Genomic DNA, 15,716 nt, shown 5'->3' on the forward strand with positions numbered 1-15,716 from the left:
AACGAAATCCTTACTCTTGTTAAGTACAAAGCCACCGCATTGGGTGGCTTTTGTGCATCTCTTAACAAACGCTCAAGCATGGGCAATTAGGCGGTAGGACCAAGCGAATACTTTTAGATCTAACATCAAATCGAATTTTACGGGAACGATAAGGCTCACCATCAAGATTTAAAGGCAGTGCTTTAGGGAAATCGATCTCCAACCAACTCGCCTGAGTATGCTTAACAAACTGCCCAGTCTCAGTTGGATTTTGAATTTCATCAATGACCTGAGGTAGGTCATGGGGCAAGAATGGATGCACCAAAGTAATGTCCATTAAGCCATCATCTATCAATGCATTTGGCGCAAGCTCTTGACCTCCTCCCGCAAGGCGACTATTACAAAACGCCCCAACCAAGATCTCCCCTTGATAACTGCCCTGCTCAATTGTGAGGGAGCCATCATAAGGTTTAAAGCCAAGCGCCTTCACTAGACCGGTTAATGTGTAGGCACCACCACCCAGAAAGTTTTTCAGTTCAACTGGTGTTTCAGCGGTAATTTCTGCACCAAAGCCAGCTGCAGCAATGTTCATAAAATAGCGATCATTAGCTTGAACGCAGTCTACCGCAACAGCGTCACCATTGACGGCAAGTTCGATGGCTTCTCGAATCATGATTGGGATTTTCGTAGCAGTCGCGAAGTCATTCGCCGTACCCATTGGGATAATGGCCAATTCTGGACGAACGTTCGCCTCAATCTGATTCAAAGCTGTTACCGCTTCGTTAACGGTGCCATCGCCACCAGCAACAACAATACGTTTCATTCCTTGATTGACCGCTTCACTCACTAAACGAGTCATGTCTTGTGATTCCCAAGTGACCCGAACTTGCAGATCCACACCTTGTTCTCGCATTCGCATGATCTCACTGCGAAGCTCAGGCGTTCCGGCTTTCTTACCGTTTAGAATGGCTCGTATTGTCTTCATACTGGTCCTTTACTCTTCGATTGCTTTCCCTGCTTGCTTGAGTTGAGCTCTCAACCATTGATGCGCACTTTCATTGTGACGACTAGAATGCCAGATTGCACAAAGGTCATGAATTTTGTCACTAAAAGGAAGCGGGACGGCTTTAATATTATACGTTTTTGAAAAGTGTTGAATGGTCGACAACGGCAGCATACCGATGTATTCACTACCATTAATGACTGGCAGCATTTCCATTGCACCAGATGCGCGATACACGATATTCCTTTGCGCTAGGTCTGCAATATCTTCCTCATTCATCAAACTTTTACGCGCATGCCAACGCGAAACCACGACGTGTTCTTCCGCCAAAAATTGTTCTACAGAACAAGAGTCATGAATTCGTGGATGCTCGGCACTGCACACCACCATCAAACGCTCGGAAAACACAGGCTCTACTTTGAGGACAGTACGACCACGCGGTGGCATATCGATAATCAAATCATATCGTTGTAAACGCAGATCGCTTTCGTAATCTTCCGTGAACAAAGGATGCACTTCCAAACCGACACTCGGCGCGTTTTTACGGATTTGGCGCAGGAGCTGCGGCATTAACTCATAACTGGCAACTGAGACGCAGGCGATGGAAAAAATACGATTGGATACTTTAGGATCAAAACTGCTCGAGGCGGATAAGGTAGAAGTAAAGTTTTTGAGCGCAGCGACCATCGCAGGATAAATATCCATAGCAAAACTGGTCGGCTCGACACCCGATGTGCTGCGGTGGAACAGTGGCTCATCATAAATGTCACGCAAACGAGCGAGTGCTTTGCTCACCGCAGGTTGGCTGATATCAAGACGAGCAGCAGCCTTAGACAGGTTCTGCTCTTCATAAATCGCCACGAAAATGGGGATAAGGTTTAAGTCGGTGCTCTTCATTTTGCAAACATAAAACAGGACATGACCTTATTTTAGCTAACAGTATGATAGTTAACGACTCAGAACTCTAGATTTGAGCGTCTATGCATGTTTTCGCGAGTTTTAACCTCGCATTGACGAAGAATATTCTGAAAATCACTCAGGATTTTCCTAGGTAAGGGGTCAAGAATGCACTCGCCTCTTCACCGCATAAGCCAACTTCTACTTCAACGCCACCTTCTTTTAGGATTTCGATACCGCGACCAGCATTACGAGGATCAGGATCAAGCATAGCAACCACTACTTTTCTGATACCACAAGTCACTAAGGTTTTAGCGCAAGCTGGCGTGCGACCCACAAATGAACATGGCTCTAGTGTTACGTACGCGGTGACGTCACTTAGGTCTCCGTTGTATGCGTTTAGGGCTTCCACTTCTGCATGATTACCACCAATCGCTTGTGTGTGCCCTTCTGATACGATTTCACCGTTTTTGACCAGCACACATCCGACAGGCGGGTTTGGCTGACAGGCAGGCAGCGCGTTGCGTGATACTTCCAACGCACGAAGCATAAATTGTTGGTTCATTTGAATTTGATACTCGTTATTCAGAATTTGGGTGATGGATTCTAACGCCAGCATGCTTTCCTCGCTATATAAAAGTGTTTGCAATACTGATACGTCTTATCTCAACAAACGACTCATTGCTAAACCTAATCCCCCTAAAAAATAAAAACGGGGCAAACCGTAGTTGCCCCGTTTGGTTACCCTTCAGACCGCATTCCGAAGTGTTGACTAACGAATTCTCATCGTTAGTTCAACTGCACGAAGCTGAGCCAATGCTTTGTTCAACTCCATGTGTGCCTGTGCAAAGCTGATATCGTCTACATGAGCACGAATGTTTTCTTCCGCTGCTCTACGAGCTTCTTCAGCCCTTGCTTTGTCGATGTCTTTACCGTGAAGCGCAGTATCCGCTAATACAGTAACCACATCAGGTTGGACTTCGACCAAACCACCAGAGACATACAGGATCTCCTCAGGCTTGGACAAGTCACCAATAATACGAGCAACGCCCGGCTTGATTTTACTGATAAGCGGTGAGTGACCCGGACGAATACCTAACTCACCATCCGCACCCGCTACCGCGATAGCATGTGCCGGACCTGAGTAAAGAGTGCCCTCCGCACTTACCACATTCAGTTGAAACGTATTTTGTGAAACCGCTATGGCCATATTGCCTCCCGCGCTTTACAGTTTTTTCGCTTTTTCAAGCACTTCGTCGATGTTGCCGCAGTACATAAATGCCTGCTCTGGGATGTCATCGTACTGACCATCAAGCAGCGCTTTAAAGCCTGCAATGGTGTCTTTTAGTGGAACGAATACACCCGGTTGACCCGTAAACACTTCTGCTACGTGGTAAGGCTGAGTTAGGAAACGTTCAACTTTACGAGCACGAGATACCAAGCGCTTATCTTCTTCAGACAACTCATCCATACCCAGGATAGCGATGATGTCTTTTAGCTCTTTATAACGTTGCAGCGTTTGCTGAACTTTACGCGCCACATCGTAGTGCTCTTGACCAACCACTTGAGGGTCAAGCTGACGTGATGTCGAATCCAATGGGTCAATCGCTGGGTACAGACCTAAAGCAGCGATGTTACGAGATAGAACAACGGTCGCATCCAAGTGCGCAAACGTGGTTGCTGGTGATGGGTCAGTCAAGTCATCCGCTGGTACGTAAACCGCTTGGATAGACGTGATAGAACCATTTTTAGTCGACGTGATACGCTCTTGCAGCACACCCATCTCTTCTGCCAGTGTTGGTTGGTAACCTACCGCAGATGGCATACGACCAAGCAACGCCGATACCTCAGTACCTGCCAATGTGTAACGGTAAATGTTATCCACGAATAGCAGTACGTCACGACCTTCATCACGGAAACGCTCTGCGATGGTCAAGCCCGTTAGCGCAACACGTAGACGGTTACCCGGTGGCTCGTTCATCTGACCGTAAACCATGGCTACTTTGTCGAGAACACCTGCTTCCTTCATTTCGTAGTAGAAATCGTTACCCTCACGAGTACGTTCACCTACACCGGTAAATACCGACAAACCTGAGTGAGCTTTAGCAATGTTATTGATAAGCTCCATCATGTTTACCGTCTTACCTACACCCGCACCACCGAACAAACCGATCTTACCGCCCTTCGCAAACGGACAAATCAAGTCAATAACTTTAACGCCGGTTTCTAGTAGCGCAGTGCTGTTAGATTGCTCTTCGTAGCTTGGGGCATCACGGTGGATCTCGTAAGACACTTGCTCACCGATTGGACCACATTCATCGATTGGGTGACCCAACACGTTCATGATACGACCTAGGGTTTCTTCACCCACAGGTACCGTGATTGGATTGCCCGTAGATTCCACTTCTAGACCACGTTTCAGACCATCCGAAGAACCCATTGCGATACAGCGAACCACACCGCCACCCAACTGTTGCTGAACTTCCAGCATCAGTGAGCCGTTGCTACCATCGTTGATTTTCAGTGCGTCGTAAACTTTCGGACCTTTGCCTTGTTCGAACTCGACGTCGACCACCGCACCGATGACTTTGACGATTTTGCCAATACTCATAATTTAAACCTCAAATTCTCTCTCTAAACCGCTTGTGCGCCGGATACAATTTCACTCAACTCTTGAGTAATCGCCGCTTGACGCGCTTTGTTGTAAACCAACTGTAGGTCTTCAATCAGTTGCGCTGCGTTATCCGTCGCGGCAGACATTGCCATCATCCGCGCGGCTTGTTCACAAGCGATACTCTCAACCACACCCTGATAAACCAGTGATTCCACATAGCGTTGAATCAGGTGGTTGAGAATGTCTTGAGGAGACTGCTCGTAGAGGTAATCCCAACGAGCCTCTTTATCACGTGAAATGTCTTCTTTAGGGAACGGCAACATTTGCAATACCGTTGGTTTTTGCACCATGGTGTTTACAAACTGGTTGTAAACGAGGAACAAGCGGTCGATTTTGCCTTCGGAGTAGTGCTCCATCATGGCGTTAACCGCACCCAACATATCTTCCAGTTTTGGTGCATCACCAAGCCCAGAAGTCTGTGCCATTACTTTCCCGAGGGACTGGAAAAAGCTGATTGCTTTCGAACCAATGAGCGTCGTATCTACTTCAACGCCCTTCTCTTGCCAGTCCTGCATTTCTGCCAATACTTTTTTGAACAAATTACTGTTCAGGCCACCACACAAACCTCGATCGGATGAGATGATGATGTAAGCCACTCGCTTCACTTCGCGTTCTTGAAGGAAAGGATGGCTGTACTCCAGCGTACCGGACGAGACGTGACCGATAACCTTACGCATGTTCTCCGCGTAAGGACGGGACGCCTGCATGTTCTCCTGCACTTTGCGCATCTTGCTGGCGGCGACCATTTGCATCGCACTCGTAATCTTTTGCGTGCTACTCACGCTAGCAATTTTGGTGCGAATCTCTTTGGTATTTGCCATAACGGACTCCTGTTAGTGGTCCTACGATTGCAGCGCAGTGAACTCTTTCAGCAAGCTGTGTAGCTCACTCTCGATCTCGTCGTTGTAATCACCGGATTGGTTGATCTTGTCCAGTAGCGGCTGCGCGTTTGTACGACCAAATGCCATCAACTCATCTTCAAAGCGAGATATTTGGTTTAACGCCACATCAGTGAGATAACCCTTCTCTGCTGCAAAGATCGCCAGTGCTTGCTCAGCAACGGTCATTGGTGCGTACTGCTTCTGCTTCATGAGTTCCGTTACTTTCTCACCGTGGTCAAGCTGACGACGTGTCGCTTCATCTAGGTCAGAAGAGAACTGAGCAAATGCTGCCAATTCACGGTATTGCGCCAACGCGGTACGAATACCCCCCGACAGCTTCTTGATCACTTTGGTTTGTGCTGCACCACCTACACGAGATACCGAAATACCTGGGTCAACCGCTGGACGTAAGCCTGAGTTGAATAGCTGAGTCTGTAGGAAGATTTGACCATCGGTAATCGAGATTACGTTGGTTGGTACGAATGCTGATACGTCACCCGCTTGGGTTTCGATGATTGGCAGTGCGGTTAGAGAACCGGTTTTGCCTTTCACTTCACCGTTAGTGAATCGCTCTACGTATTCTTCGTTAACACGTGCTGCACGTTCTAGTAGGCGTGAGTGGAGGTAGAAAACATCACCTGGGAAGGCTTCACGACCTGGTGGGCGTTTTAGAAGTAGTGAGATTTGACGGTAAGCCACCGCTTGTTTTGATAGATCATCGTATACGATCAACGCATCTTCACCACGGTCACGGAAGTATTCGCCCATGGTACAACCTGCGTATGGCGCTAGGTATTGCAGTGCTGCCGCTTCTGATGCTGACGCAACCACCACAATGGTGTTTTCTAGTGCGCCGTGTTCTTCAAGCTTGCGAACCACGTTGGCAATCGTCGATGCTTTTTGACCAATTGCGACGTAAATACATTTAACGCCCAGTTCTTTTTGGTTGATGATGGCATCAATCGCCATCGCGGTTTTACCTGTCTGACGGTCACCGATGATCAACTCACGTTGACCACGACCAATTGGCACCATGGAATCTACCGCTTTGTAACCGGTTTGGATTGGTTGGTCGACAGATTTACGGTCGATAACACCAGGGGCAATGACCTCTACAGGGTCCATACGATCGAATGACACTGCGCCTTTACCATCGATTGGTTGACCTAGCGTGTTCACGACACGACCTAGCAGACCGTTACCAACTGGCACTTCGAGAATACGACCGGTGCCTTTTACTTTCATCCCTTCTGACAAGTCCGCATATGGGCCCATCACAACAGCACCAACTGAATGACGCTCTAAGTTCAGTGCCAACGCAAAGCGGTTATCTGGCAGTTCTAGCATCTCGCCTTGCATAACGTCTGCAAGACCGTGAATTGTGATGATGCCGTCACTCACAGAGACGATAGTACCTTCATTTCTCGCTTCACTTTCGAGGTTGAAGTTAACAATTCGCTCTCTGATTAATTCACTGATTTCATTTGAATTTAATTGCATTTCTATACCCCGTTACACATGTAGGTTGGTTGCCAATCGGCTCAGGTTGGTGAGGACACTGCCGTCATACACGGTCTGCCCTGCTGTGATCACCACACCACCTACAAGGGATGGATCCAGTTGTGTTTCTAGTGTGATGGCTTTACCGTACTTTTCGGTTAACGCTTGTTTAAGCCTTGCCATCTGTTCCTCATCCAGAGGTTCTGAAACACGCACTGTTACTGTCATGGTTCGTTCGTAATCCGCTTTCATCTCTTGGAACTGAACGTTTACTTCACTGAGCGCTTTTAGACGCTTGTTCTCTTCCATAATGCGAAGAAAATTCTCGAAGTTTTGATTCAACCATTCACCACCAGCATGAAGAATCAGATCCAACAATGGTTGTTCAGAACCGTCTTCATCAAGGTCATTCAAGACCAGAAGCGTGTTAGGTTGTTCCAAGACCACTTGGGTAATCGCAAACATTTGTTGCCAATCGTCCAAGCATTCTGCATCGCGTGCGTAATCAAACGCCGCTTTTGCGTAGGGTTGAGCTACCACTGTCAATTCGGACATGTGCCCTCCTACATTTCGTTGATGAAGCGGTTCACCAAGTCGCGGTTAGCCGAGCTATCCAGATTGCGATTAATCAGCTTGCTGGCACTTTCAATCACCAGATCCGCCATTTCATCTTTCAGCTCTTGGCGAACCTTGCTGCGTTCGCTTTCCACTTCTGCTTTGCCTTCTGCGACAATGCGCGCTTTCTCTTGATTTGCCAGATCAACCGCTTCCGCAACCATCTGTTCTTGACGTTGCTTACCTTGGTTGATGATAGCTTGAGCTTTTGAGCGAGCTTCTGTCAGCAGCGCTTCACCGTTCGCTTTTGCCAGTTCTAACTCTTGTGCTGCTTTTTCTGTTTGCTCAAGACCTTGGGCAATTTCAGCACGACGCTCATCAAGCAGTTTTACAAGTGGTGGCCAGACATATTTCATGCACAGCCAAACGAAAATCACGAAGGAGATCGCCTGACCAAACATTGAGGCATTTAAGTTCATAGCACCCTCTCTTCTATAACGTTATGAAAATTATTAATTCGAATTACGCTACAGCGAAGATGATGTACAAGCCGATACCAACACCGATCATTGGCACCGCGTCCACAAGACCCATCATGATGAAGAATTGAGTACGAAGCATTGGGGTCAAATCAGGTTGACGAGCCACACCTTCAAGGTATTTACCTGCAAGGTTACCGATACCTGCTGCGGCACCCGCTGCACCAAGACCGATCAGTAGTGCACCCGCCACGTAAAGAACTGCGCTAACGATATCCATAACAACTCCTAGAATTGAATTTTTTAATTAATAAACAAGATTTTTGAAATTAATGCTCTTCAACAGCCATTCCGAGATAAACCACGGTCAGTACCATAAAAATAAATGCTTGAAGAACAACAATAAGAATGTGGAACAGTGCCCAAGGAACACTTAGTGCCCATTGCATCCACCACGGCATTAATGCAATTAGAATGAAGATCATTTCACCTGCATACATATTGCCAAATAATCGAAGACCTAAAGATATTGGTTTAGAAATTAACGTCACCAATTCAAGAACTAAGTTCACTGGATATAACAACGGATGTGAAAATGGTTGAGTAGTTAACTCTTTAATAAAGCCTTTCACGCCTTTGTTTTTAAACGTATAACCTAACACCAAAATAAATACGCCTAATGCCATCGACATCGTAATATTGACGTCAGCGGATGGTAAGTCACGGAAGTGTTCAACCCCTACAGCACGAGTAAGTGCAGGAATTAAATCAATCGGTAACAAATCCACGGCATTCATTAATAACACCCAAACAAATATTGTCAGTGCCAAAGGACCAATTAACTTGTCCTTCGCTTGAAATATTTCTTTTACGATGTCATCGACGAACTCAAATATTATCTCGATCAAACACTGGAATCGTCCTGGTACTCCTTTCGTTCCTTTCGTCACCGCATAACGGAATGAAAGGATGAAAACGAGCCCCGTCAACCAGACCATGATCATGGAATCAAGGTTAATTCCAAACCAACCGTCGCCGGCGGTGAGAAAGGTCAAGTGGTGCTCAATATATTCATGAGCGGACTGGACAGTCTCCATTTATGCCTTCCTTTCGAAGCGGTCTCTGAACAGCGGCGTTAAGAAGTGACCAAACATCGTCACACAAAAGCCTATCAGGACCACGATGTTGCGAAGAGCCATAAATCGAAACGTCAAAACAAACATCACTATGGTGTAAATGACTTTGATATTTCGACTCAGATGCATGAGGTCACGCAAACTCTCTTCTGGTTTCACCCTAGATTTAATGGACGCGAATACCATGCCAAACAGAGATGGAAGAATCGCAATCAGTACCCCAGTGATTGCTGATTCAGCGCTTAGAGTCCCGCTTCGCATGTACTCATACGCGATGAATACCAGACCCAAAGCTGCTTGAGCAATCAGAATCCTCTTGCCTGCCACCAATATTGGGTCGTCGTGAATATTAGCTTCCATAAATCACCCTTTAAAATAATATCGAATTAAAACTTCTGATAATTAAACTTCACAAAATAAAGCTGCCTAGTGACGACGAATTATATTAAGATAAATTTAATACACAGAATTAAATTTAATCTGATAATTATTATTCACATATTTAAAAATCAAAACGGAATCACTCCGTATTTCCGTTTCCCCAGAAATATACACCGATAATTTTAATAATCTAAATCGAAAAACTTGCAAATTATCATTCCATTTTTGAAGTGTTATTTTATTTGAACAAATCAAAAATGAAATATACATTGAATAAGCCGTCTTTATCAGGGTTAAGACGAAAAGCTTGTCACATGGAAGTGACACTCCATCACGAAAGGAATTAAAGTGATTTATTGGTTATATAATCTTAAATATACTATTTTTAATATATAGCCGATTAATAAACCTGTTTAATATAAAGATAAAATAGATCAAAAGCAGAACGTCGAAGTGACAAGAATTAAATATATGTAGAATATATTATTTTGTCACGCTCATTGTAGCACGCAAAAATAACAACATGACGTTTATTAAAGGATATAAAAAAGGACGCTTTACTAGCGTCCTTTTCGTTTTTATTTCTTATTGCTTGCCTGCTTATCGAGTTGTGGCAAGGCTTTAGGTATCACCCACTTGAAGCGTTTTGGCTTCAACGCTTGTATCCCTTTCCAAAGAGCATTCATCAAGCTTGCGTCCTCCTGCCCCTCTTGTAGGCGCTGTGAACGCTTCTGCCAAACGTCAGAGTCACTGGCTTTACTCATTTCAAGACCACCTGTGTTGCTTCTCAACTGCTTATACAAGCTTGCTCGAACATCACCCCATCGGTTTGCTTTCACCATTCGTCTGAACACTAACCATGGCGGCGTAGGACGAGAACGATAATAACGGTGAATGCTCAAGACGGCGATAACGAGAACAAATAGCGTCACTGCGCAGCCAATCAACCAGCTAGAATAAGCTCGAACAAAGGATTTGAATGTATGCTTGGCTTTGAAGGTCTTACCCTCAATCACCACCGTTTCCAGCTGTTTACTCTGGCTATTCCACCATTGGAACGTATGCTCAGGCAAGGTGAACTCACCACCCTGTTGGATCACATACACGCTTTCTTCGATGCGACTCGATTGGTAATCGCCACGCGTTTGCTTATCATCTAAGCGGTTTGGTTGAGGATAGGCTTGATAACTGGCAGTAGAATCATTGGATAACAAGTCTGGAAGCAATACTGACAAACTGTCTTGTGCATTGATCGTAATGGTGCGAGTGATTGCATCACCGACTTTCAGCTCATCGTTAGACGTTGTCCATTTCTGATCCACACTCACCTTAGTCGCAGTAAACCATTCAGACTCATCACTGAGCAATCCAGAAGGCATAGACGCTTCAAACTTAATTGGCTGCGTATAAAGCGTGCCAGCGACCTTCGAACCATCAGGCGCAGAGACTTGCACACCAACGGCGACCGGTGGAATTACAAATTGTCCCGAGGCTTGCGGATACAGGGTTATTTCCCAACGCTGACGAGACCATGTTCTCCCCCCTTTACGCTCGGTATAGTTGGTTGCTAATTGGTTACGCTGCTTTGCAATCACGTTAGGGATTTCTACGCTGCCAATGCGTGTACCACCGGTGAACCAACGAGGCGTTGCGACTTCGATGTACAAGATCACCTGCTCATTCACACTGAACTTAGGCGCTTCTTTCGTATCTGCCCCTGCTCCCTGTTTACCGATCCATGCTAACAATTCAACATTATCGCTGCGCTGCAAGTCTTGAATGTCTTGTGCGTTCGCCAAACCAGTAAAAAACAAAGTAAACACCATCAAGATAGTGCTTAGACGCCCAACAATAGAGTCAGCGCCAAGTTTGAATACATTCATCATTGTGCTTGCTCCTCTTCTTGTTGTCGTTGCGGTTGTGGCTTCGGCTCCGTTTTCACGGGTTCACGCAGTTGAATTTGGAATTTAGCGCGCAAGAAGTACTTAGGGTCGGCCTCTACGCGTTTTAACCACTTATCCGCCAGTTCTTGGCTGCCAAGGATTTCGTTCGCATTGAGTTTCTCTTTCAGCATTAATTCAGCAGCGGTTTTTTCGTCTGCCCCATCTGCCGTTTGCGGGTTGTCACCCAGTTCAAACGACTCTTCGGGTCCATCTGTTGTCCCCGCTTGGCTTTCACTGGTGCGGTTTATCTCTTCGACAATACCACCAATGACTTTTAGGTTGTGCTCGACGTCTGGTCGCAATTGATCGCTCAAGGTGTCTTTATCTGCCAGTGTTTGCAATAAATTACGCGCTGCCAAATACTCACGTTGACGCGCCAACGCACTCGCAGCGTTGTACAAGCCATAGTCTTTTACCGCATCTGATGGATTGTTTTGCATCTCCAAGAAAGCCGTATGAGCCAGTTTGTATTCGCCTGCGTAGTAATAAGCCGTCCCTTTTCGCAACGGATCCGTAAAGTGCTTTGCTGCCTCAAGGTATTCGTTTTTGTTGAACAGGCGCTGCCCTTGTTGGTTTGGCGTGAGCCATAAATCCCACCACCATTGAGACGCTTTATCCCAGACGGTTACTTCTTGCACCACTTCAAGCTTATCCGCTTTGAGCGAGACGGTTTCCGCCATGACTTTTGGCGTCATAAACAAAGACGTTGACACCATCGCGACAACACACCATTGCACTAACCACCCTTTGCGGAACCAAAGCATCATGATGAGCGCAATTGGGAACAACAGTTGATAACCCATGTCTTTCCAAGGCATTGAGGATTCACCATTGAGTTGCATGTTTCGCTCAACAAAACGATTCAGCTTCTCTATGTCACTATTGTCTACCGTCACTTCCACAAGGCGTCCACCAGTCGCGCTGACAAGATTATTTAACGAGTCCAAATCGACAGGGTTGTTAGAAACAATGTCTGAGTTACCCGCAGCCAAGATAAGCAATTGATAAGGCTTGTCAGCGAAGTAGTTTTTGTAAGCGGTAATAGTTGCAGGATTAACCCCATCCGTGACCAACAGAACCGTCGAACCCGGTTGGTCTTGTAATTGTCGGTCAATCAAAGGCAGCGCCGTTTCAGCAAGTTTACCTTCAACCGGCATGATTTCTGGTGTTATCGCAGCAAGAAACGGTTCGAATACTTTACTGTCCTGCGTCACAGGCATCGCAACATGAGCAGACCCCGCATACACAACTAGCCCAGTACTGCCTCCTTTTCTTACTGCCAATAGGTCGCGGATCTTTTGCTTAGAGCGCTCCAAACGGCTTGGCGGAAGGTCTTTTTGCAACATCGAATCGTTGTTATCCAACACCACCAACATGGAGGCTTTATCCTCTCCAAATGGAGAAGCTTGGCGCTCCCACGAAGGGCCGGCACAGATGACGATGGCAATCGCCACTATCACCATAAGTAGCTTGAGCGGCAGTTGCTTTCGCCAACCATAATCACCAATCGTTAAGGCTTTACGTAAGTGCTCTGGAAGAATGTCTTTCCAGCTAGGTTTGGCTTCTTCTCGCCACCTTAACCAAAGCAAAAGAAACATTGGGATGAACGCCAATAGCCACATTGGACGAATGAAATGGAACTGTGTGAAGAACTGTTCTAGTCCCATGCTAGAGAAAGGAGAATCAAACATGGCGCTCTCCTTTTCCGTTTTCTGCTTGCGTGGAAGCTCCACTAGTCACTGATAGTCGACGACGCTTAAATGTCGCTAACGTGAACGCGGTCAAGTACATCACAACGACTAAAGCCATTAAATAATGATGCAAGCTTTGCTTGGGGCGATACGTGGTACTTTCATAAAGCTGGGGCTCTAACTTACCAATCTCATCATAGGCTTTAGCAAGTTCGTCACGGTTGAGCGCTTCAAACGCCTCACCACCGGACTCCTTCGCAATACGTTTGATCGTATTCATATCTAGCGCAGTTTCACCCACGGTTTGTGGATCACCCATGGCAATCACGTGGATACGTACATCTTTGGCTTTCGCGACTTTCGCCGCATCAATAGGCTCAACGAAGCTTCCAGTGTCATTACCGTCCGTTAGAACAATGGCGACTTTCTCTTTGCTCTCTTCTACGTCGGTACGCGACTTTTCGCTTTGCTCAAACACCTTAATCGCTAAACCAATTGCATCACCTAAGTGAGTGCTTTGCCCTGCCATCGCTACATCCGTTTGGTTAAGCAGCTCTAACCACACTTTTTGATCAGGGGTGAATGGAGTTTGGACAAATGCTGCGTCGCCAAACAAGATCAGACCTAAACGGTCGCCTTTGCGCGTTTTAGCAAAATCGCTCAACACTTCTTTGGCGGCATCAAGGCGAGTGATCTTTTCTCCGGTTTGGGATGTAAAGTCTTGCTCTGCCATTGAGCCAGACAAATCGACCACAACCATGACATCACGCCCTAAGCTTTCACGCACCTGTGGCTCGCCAAGTACTGTCGGTTTTGCCATTGCGGTCACGACCAAAAGCCAAGAAATGATGAGCGTTGCACGCTGCCACCAGCTCGGAGTCAGTTGACTTGCACCTTCTGATGGCGTTTCACCTATGGCATCCACAAGCTGACTAAAAAACGGCACTTTGATGGCCATTTGTTTGGTGCGGTAAGCTGGAACGAGGAAATACACTACCAAAGGCAGTGGCAAGATGATGAACCAAAGCGGATGCTCAAACTCAAAACTGCTCATGCCCAGCCATGAAGCCAGAAGATCACCCATGGCGACCTCCTTTTAATACACGCGCTTTGTAGGCAAGCGTGCGCTTTTCAATATTTTGAGCGTTCTCATCATGCTCTTTCACCCACTTAGTGGCGCGTTCAAGAAGTTGTAAACACTCTGTTTTTTCCAGTTCAACACTTGGGTCAACGATACTTTGCAGCCATCGCTTCGAGACTTCGTCATCAAACATTTTATGCTTAGGGTTAAGCTCATCTAACTTGCGCAGGAACGCCGTATCAAACAAGCGAGCATGAGAGCTATCAAGATGAATCAATACAATTTTCAAAATCGAGAACAGGGCTTTGGGCATACTCGCGTCATCTGGATTCAAACGAGAAATGGCTTCAATAGCTTCTTTACGGTAGCGGTTATCCCACCAATGGTGCAGCAATCGGTAACCCAGATACATAAATACAATCGCACCAATGACGGCAAGGATCTTCCAACCAATGGTTTGTGGTACCCAGCTTACGCTTTCTGGCACCGCAACGTCATGCAGCTCACGCAGAATATACGTGCTTGGAGGCGTGTGTAAGTCTGTCATTTATCGACCTCCAACGAGTTTTTGGAATTGAGTAATGTGGTCACCTGATGTATCGATTTCGATATGAGGCAGCTTTTTCATCGCCATTAGTTGCGCCAGTGATTGACGTTTTAACTGCGCTTTCTCAACCAAACTGGCACTGGCGGCGTCGACTTTGGCTTTGCTGTCTAAGTTGAGCTGGTAACGACCGTCACCAATCACCCATTTCACTTTTGCCAAATCTTGAGGAAGCGACTGCTCTAAAGGGTCGCTCACCATTACCGCGAGAACATCGTTGTGCTGTTGAAGCTGCTTAAGGTGATCTAGGTGGTGCTCTTCGCAATCACGCCAATCACTAATAAAAATTAATGTGGATTGTTTTAGTTTCATGCGTTTGATGAGCTCTATCCATTTACTGAACGTCACGTTATCTGCATCAATCGAGTCCACATTTAAGCGCTGGTTAACTTGAGAGAGTCGTTTCAGTTGTGCAAGCAGATCGTTTTGTGAACGCTGGGCTTTGCTGTGATATAGAGCGGAGTCAGCAGCGATAACAAATCCCACTCGATCACCGTCTTTCAATACTCGCCAACCACACATAGCCGCGACTTCAGCAGCGACTACGGATTTCATGACCTCGGTAGAGGCGAAAAACATCGCACTGCGCTGATCAACGCAAACAATCACATTGCGGTCTTTTTCTTCGGTGTAACTGCGCACATGAGGCTTGCCTGTGCGCATGGTGACTTTCCAATCTAGGTTTCGGATGTCGTCCCCTAGTTGGTAGTGACGCAGCTCTTCGAAGTTCAGACCACGCCCACGGAATAATGAGTTGTGACGTCCAGAAAGCACACTGCCCGCTTTTAAGTGAGGCAGCAGGCTGAAGGATTCGGCTTGTGCTTGTAAACGCACTAAGCGAGCGTAATCACAATACAAGCGAGGATCGAGCCCTTGGGATTGAGGAGCAAGCGTTGGCTTTGCCATAGTCCC

The 15,716-nt window shown here is 46.5% G+C and carries 17 protein-coding genes; all 17 read right to left on the minus strand.

The genetic code is table 11. The features are described 5' to 3' along the window. Nucleotides 1-61: 61 nt before the first annotated feature. Nucleotides 62-964 (minus strand): lipid kinase YegS, encoded by a 903-nt coding sequence (yegS, locus tag MHO32_RS13160; protein WP_050902164.1) that lies wholly within the window; start codon nucleotides 962-964, stop codon nucleotides 62-64. Nucleotides 965-973: 9 nt separating this feature from the next. Next, on the minus strand, nucleotides 974-1,879 hold the full coding sequence (locus MHO32_RS13165) for a LysR family transcriptional regulator (protein WP_017188901.1): 906 nt from the start codon (nucleotides 1,877-1,879) through the stop codon (nucleotides 974-976). A 139-nt stretch (nucleotides 1,880-2,018) separates the two neighbouring features. Beyond that, nucleotides 2,019-2,444, minus strand: coding sequence for a bifunctional diaminohydroxyphosphoribosylaminopyrimidine deaminase/5-amino-6-(5-phosphoribosylamino)uracil reductase RibD (locus MHO32_RS13170; RefSeq protein WP_009697242.1), 426 nt, complete (start codon nucleotides 2,442-2,444; stop codon nucleotides 2,019-2,021). 207 nt (nucleotides 2,445-2,651) lie between these two features. Then, entirely contained in the window at nucleotides 2,652-3,089 is a 438-nt protein-coding gene (locus MHO32_RS13175; RefSeq protein WP_239212416.1) for a F0F1 ATP synthase subunit epsilon, read from the minus strand. A 15-nt stretch (nucleotides 3,090-3,104) separates the two neighbouring features. Next, complete coding sequence (atpD, locus tag MHO32_RS13180) at nucleotides 3,105-4,490, minus strand: F0F1 ATP synthase subunit beta (RefSeq protein WP_017188899.1); 1,386 nt, start codon at nucleotides 4,488-4,490, stop codon at nucleotides 3,105-3,107. A gap of 23 nt (nucleotides 4,491-4,513) precedes the next feature. After that, on the minus strand, nucleotides 4,514-5,374 hold the full coding sequence (atpG, locus tag MHO32_RS13185) for a F0F1 ATP synthase subunit gamma (RefSeq protein ID WP_005431811.1): 861 nt from the start codon (nucleotides 5,372-5,374) through the stop codon (nucleotides 4,514-4,516). A 21-nt stretch (nucleotides 5,375-5,395) separates the two neighbouring features. Then, nucleotides 5,396-6,934: a F0F1 ATP synthase subunit alpha gene (gene atpA, locus MHO32_RS13190; protein WP_009699258.1), complete on the minus strand. Its 1,539-nt coding sequence runs from the start codon at nucleotides 6,932-6,934 to the stop codon at nucleotides 5,396-5,398. Between the two features lie 12 nt (nucleotides 6,935-6,946). Further along, nucleotides 6,947-7,489 (minus strand): F0F1 ATP synthase subunit delta, encoded by a 543-nt coding sequence (locus MHO32_RS13195; RefSeq protein WP_005431763.1) that lies wholly within the window; start codon nucleotides 7,487-7,489, stop codon nucleotides 6,947-6,949. Between the two features lie 8 nt (nucleotides 7,490-7,497). Further along, nucleotides 7,498-7,968 (minus strand): F0F1 ATP synthase subunit B, encoded by a 471-nt coding sequence (locus MHO32_RS13200; protein ID WP_005431830.1) that lies wholly within the window; start codon nucleotides 7,966-7,968, stop codon nucleotides 7,498-7,500. Between the two features lie 43 nt (nucleotides 7,969-8,011). Continuing rightward, nucleotides 8,012-8,248, minus strand: a complete 237-nt coding sequence (atpE, locus tag MHO32_RS13205; protein ID WP_004727739.1) for a F0F1 ATP synthase subunit C — start codon at nucleotides 8,246-8,248, stop codon at nucleotides 8,012-8,014. Between the two features lie 49 nt (nucleotides 8,249-8,297). Continuing rightward, nucleotides 8,298-9,065, minus strand: coding sequence for a F0F1 ATP synthase subunit A (atpB, locus tag MHO32_RS13210; RefSeq protein WP_005533315.1), 768 nt, complete (start codon nucleotides 9,063-9,065; stop codon nucleotides 8,298-8,300). Beyond that, nucleotides 9,066-9,464, minus strand: coding sequence for an ATP synthase subunit I (locus tag MHO32_RS13215; protein ID WP_005447171.1), 399 nt, complete (start codon nucleotides 9,462-9,464; stop codon nucleotides 9,066-9,068). Between the two features lie 599 nt (nucleotides 9,465-10,063). Continuing rightward, nucleotides 10,064-11,371, minus strand: coding sequence for a BatD family protein (locus MHO32_RS13220; RefSeq protein WP_239212417.1), 1,308 nt, complete (start codon nucleotides 11,369-11,371; stop codon nucleotides 10,064-10,066). Beyond that, the gene (locus MHO32_RS13225; protein ID WP_239212418.1) at nucleotides 11,368-13,119 is read right to left on the minus strand and encodes a vWA domain-containing protein; all 1,752 of its coding nucleotides are present in this window, start codon (nucleotides 13,117-13,119) and stop codon (nucleotides 11,368-11,370) included. The genes MHO32_RS13220 and MHO32_RS13225 overlap by 4 nt, the downstream gene beginning before the upstream one ends. Further along, entirely contained in the window at nucleotides 13,112-14,203 is a 1,092-nt protein-coding gene (locus tag MHO32_RS13230; RefSeq protein WP_050908941.1) for a vWA domain-containing protein, read from the minus strand. The genes MHO32_RS13225 and MHO32_RS13230 overlap by 8 nt, the downstream gene beginning before the upstream one ends. Beyond that, nucleotides 14,196-14,747, minus strand: a complete 552-nt coding sequence (locus tag MHO32_RS13235; RefSeq protein WP_038899126.1) for a DUF4381 domain-containing protein — start codon at nucleotides 14,745-14,747, stop codon at nucleotides 14,196-14,198. Before MHO32_RS13235 ends, MHO32_RS13230 begins: the two co-directional genes overlap by 8 nt. Beyond that, the gene (locus MHO32_RS13240; protein WP_009697248.1) at nucleotides 14,748-15,710 is read right to left on the minus strand and encodes a DUF58 domain-containing protein; all 963 of its coding nucleotides are present in this window, start codon (nucleotides 15,708-15,710) and stop codon (nucleotides 14,748-14,750) included. It lies immediately after the preceding gene. Nucleotides 15,711-15,716: the final 6 nt, after the last annotated feature.

Source organism: Vibrio sp. MMH1-50 (assembly GCF_022347645.1).
Lineage (GTDB): Bacteria > Pseudomonadota > Gammaproteobacteria > Enterobacterales > Vibrionaceae > Vibrio > Vibrio harveyi.

What these genes read in the sequence shown, in the direction of transcription:
- MHO32_RS13225 (WP_239212418.1), bottom strand. Translation starts at nt 13,119, where the DNA reads ATGTTTGATTCTCCTTTCTCTAGCATGGGACTAGAACAGTTCTTCACA.
- MHO32_RS13235 (WP_038899126.1), bottom strand. Translation starts at nt 14,747, where the DNA reads ATGACAGACTTACACACGCCTCCAAGCACGTATATTCTGCGTGAGCTG.
- MHO32_RS13230 (WP_050908941.1), bottom strand. Translation starts at nt 14,203, where the DNA reads ATGGGTGATCTTCTGGCTTCATGGCTGGGCATGAGCAGTTTTGAGTTT.
- atpE (WP_004727739.1), bottom strand. Translation starts at nt 8,248, where the DNA reads ATGGATATCGTTAGCGCAGTTCTTTACGTGGCGGGTGCACTACTGATC.
- MHO32_RS13175 (WP_239212416.1), bottom strand. Translation starts at nt 3,089, where the DNA reads ATGGCCATAGCGGTTTCACAAAATACGTTTCAACTGAATGTGGTAAGT.
- atpG (WP_005431811.1), bottom strand. Translation starts at nt 5,374, where the DNA reads ATGGCAAATACCAAAGAGATTCGCACCAAAATTGCTAGCGTGAGTAGC.
- atpA (WP_009699258.1), bottom strand. Translation starts at nt 6,934, where the DNA reads ATGCAATTAAATTCAAATGAAATCAGTGAATTAATCAGAGAGCGAATT.
- atpD (WP_017188899.1), bottom strand. Translation starts at nt 4,490, where the DNA reads ATGAGTATTGGCAAAATCGTCAAAGTCATCGGTGCGGTGGTCGACGTC.
- yegS (WP_050902164.1), bottom strand. Translation starts at nt 964, where the DNA reads ATGAAGACAATACGAGCCATTCTAAACGGTAAGAAAGCCGGAACGCCT.
- MHO32_RS13240 (WP_009697248.1), bottom strand. Translation starts at nt 15,710, where the DNA reads ATGGCAAAGCCAACGCTTGCTCCTCAATCCCAAGGGCTCGATCCTCGC.
- atpB (WP_005533315.1), bottom strand. Translation starts at nt 9,065, where the DNA reads ATGGAGACTGTCCAGTCCGCTCATGAATATATTGAGCACCACTTGACC.
- MHO32_RS13195 (WP_005431763.1), bottom strand. Translation starts at nt 7,489, where the DNA reads ATGTCCGAATTGACAGTGGTAGCTCAACCCTACGCAAAAGCGGCGTTT.
- MHO32_RS13165 (WP_017188901.1), bottom strand. Translation starts at nt 1,879, where the DNA reads ATGAAGAGCACCGACTTAAACCTTATCCCCATTTTCGTGGCGATTTAT.
- MHO32_RS13170 (WP_009697242.1), bottom strand. Translation starts at nt 2,444, where the DNA reads ATGAACCAACAATTTATGCTTCGTGCGTTGGAAGTATCACGCAACGCG.
- MHO32_RS13220 (WP_239212417.1), bottom strand. Translation starts at nt 11,371, where the DNA reads ATGATGAATGTATTCAAACTTGGCGCTGACTCTATTGTTGGGCGTCTA.
- MHO32_RS13215 (WP_005447171.1), bottom strand. Translation starts at nt 9,464, where the DNA reads ATGGAAGCTAATATTCACGACGACCCAATATTGGTGGCAGGCAAGAGG.
- MHO32_RS13200 (WP_005431830.1), bottom strand. Translation starts at nt 7,968, where the DNA reads ATGAACTTAAATGCCTCAATGTTTGGTCAGGCGATCTCCTTCGTGATT.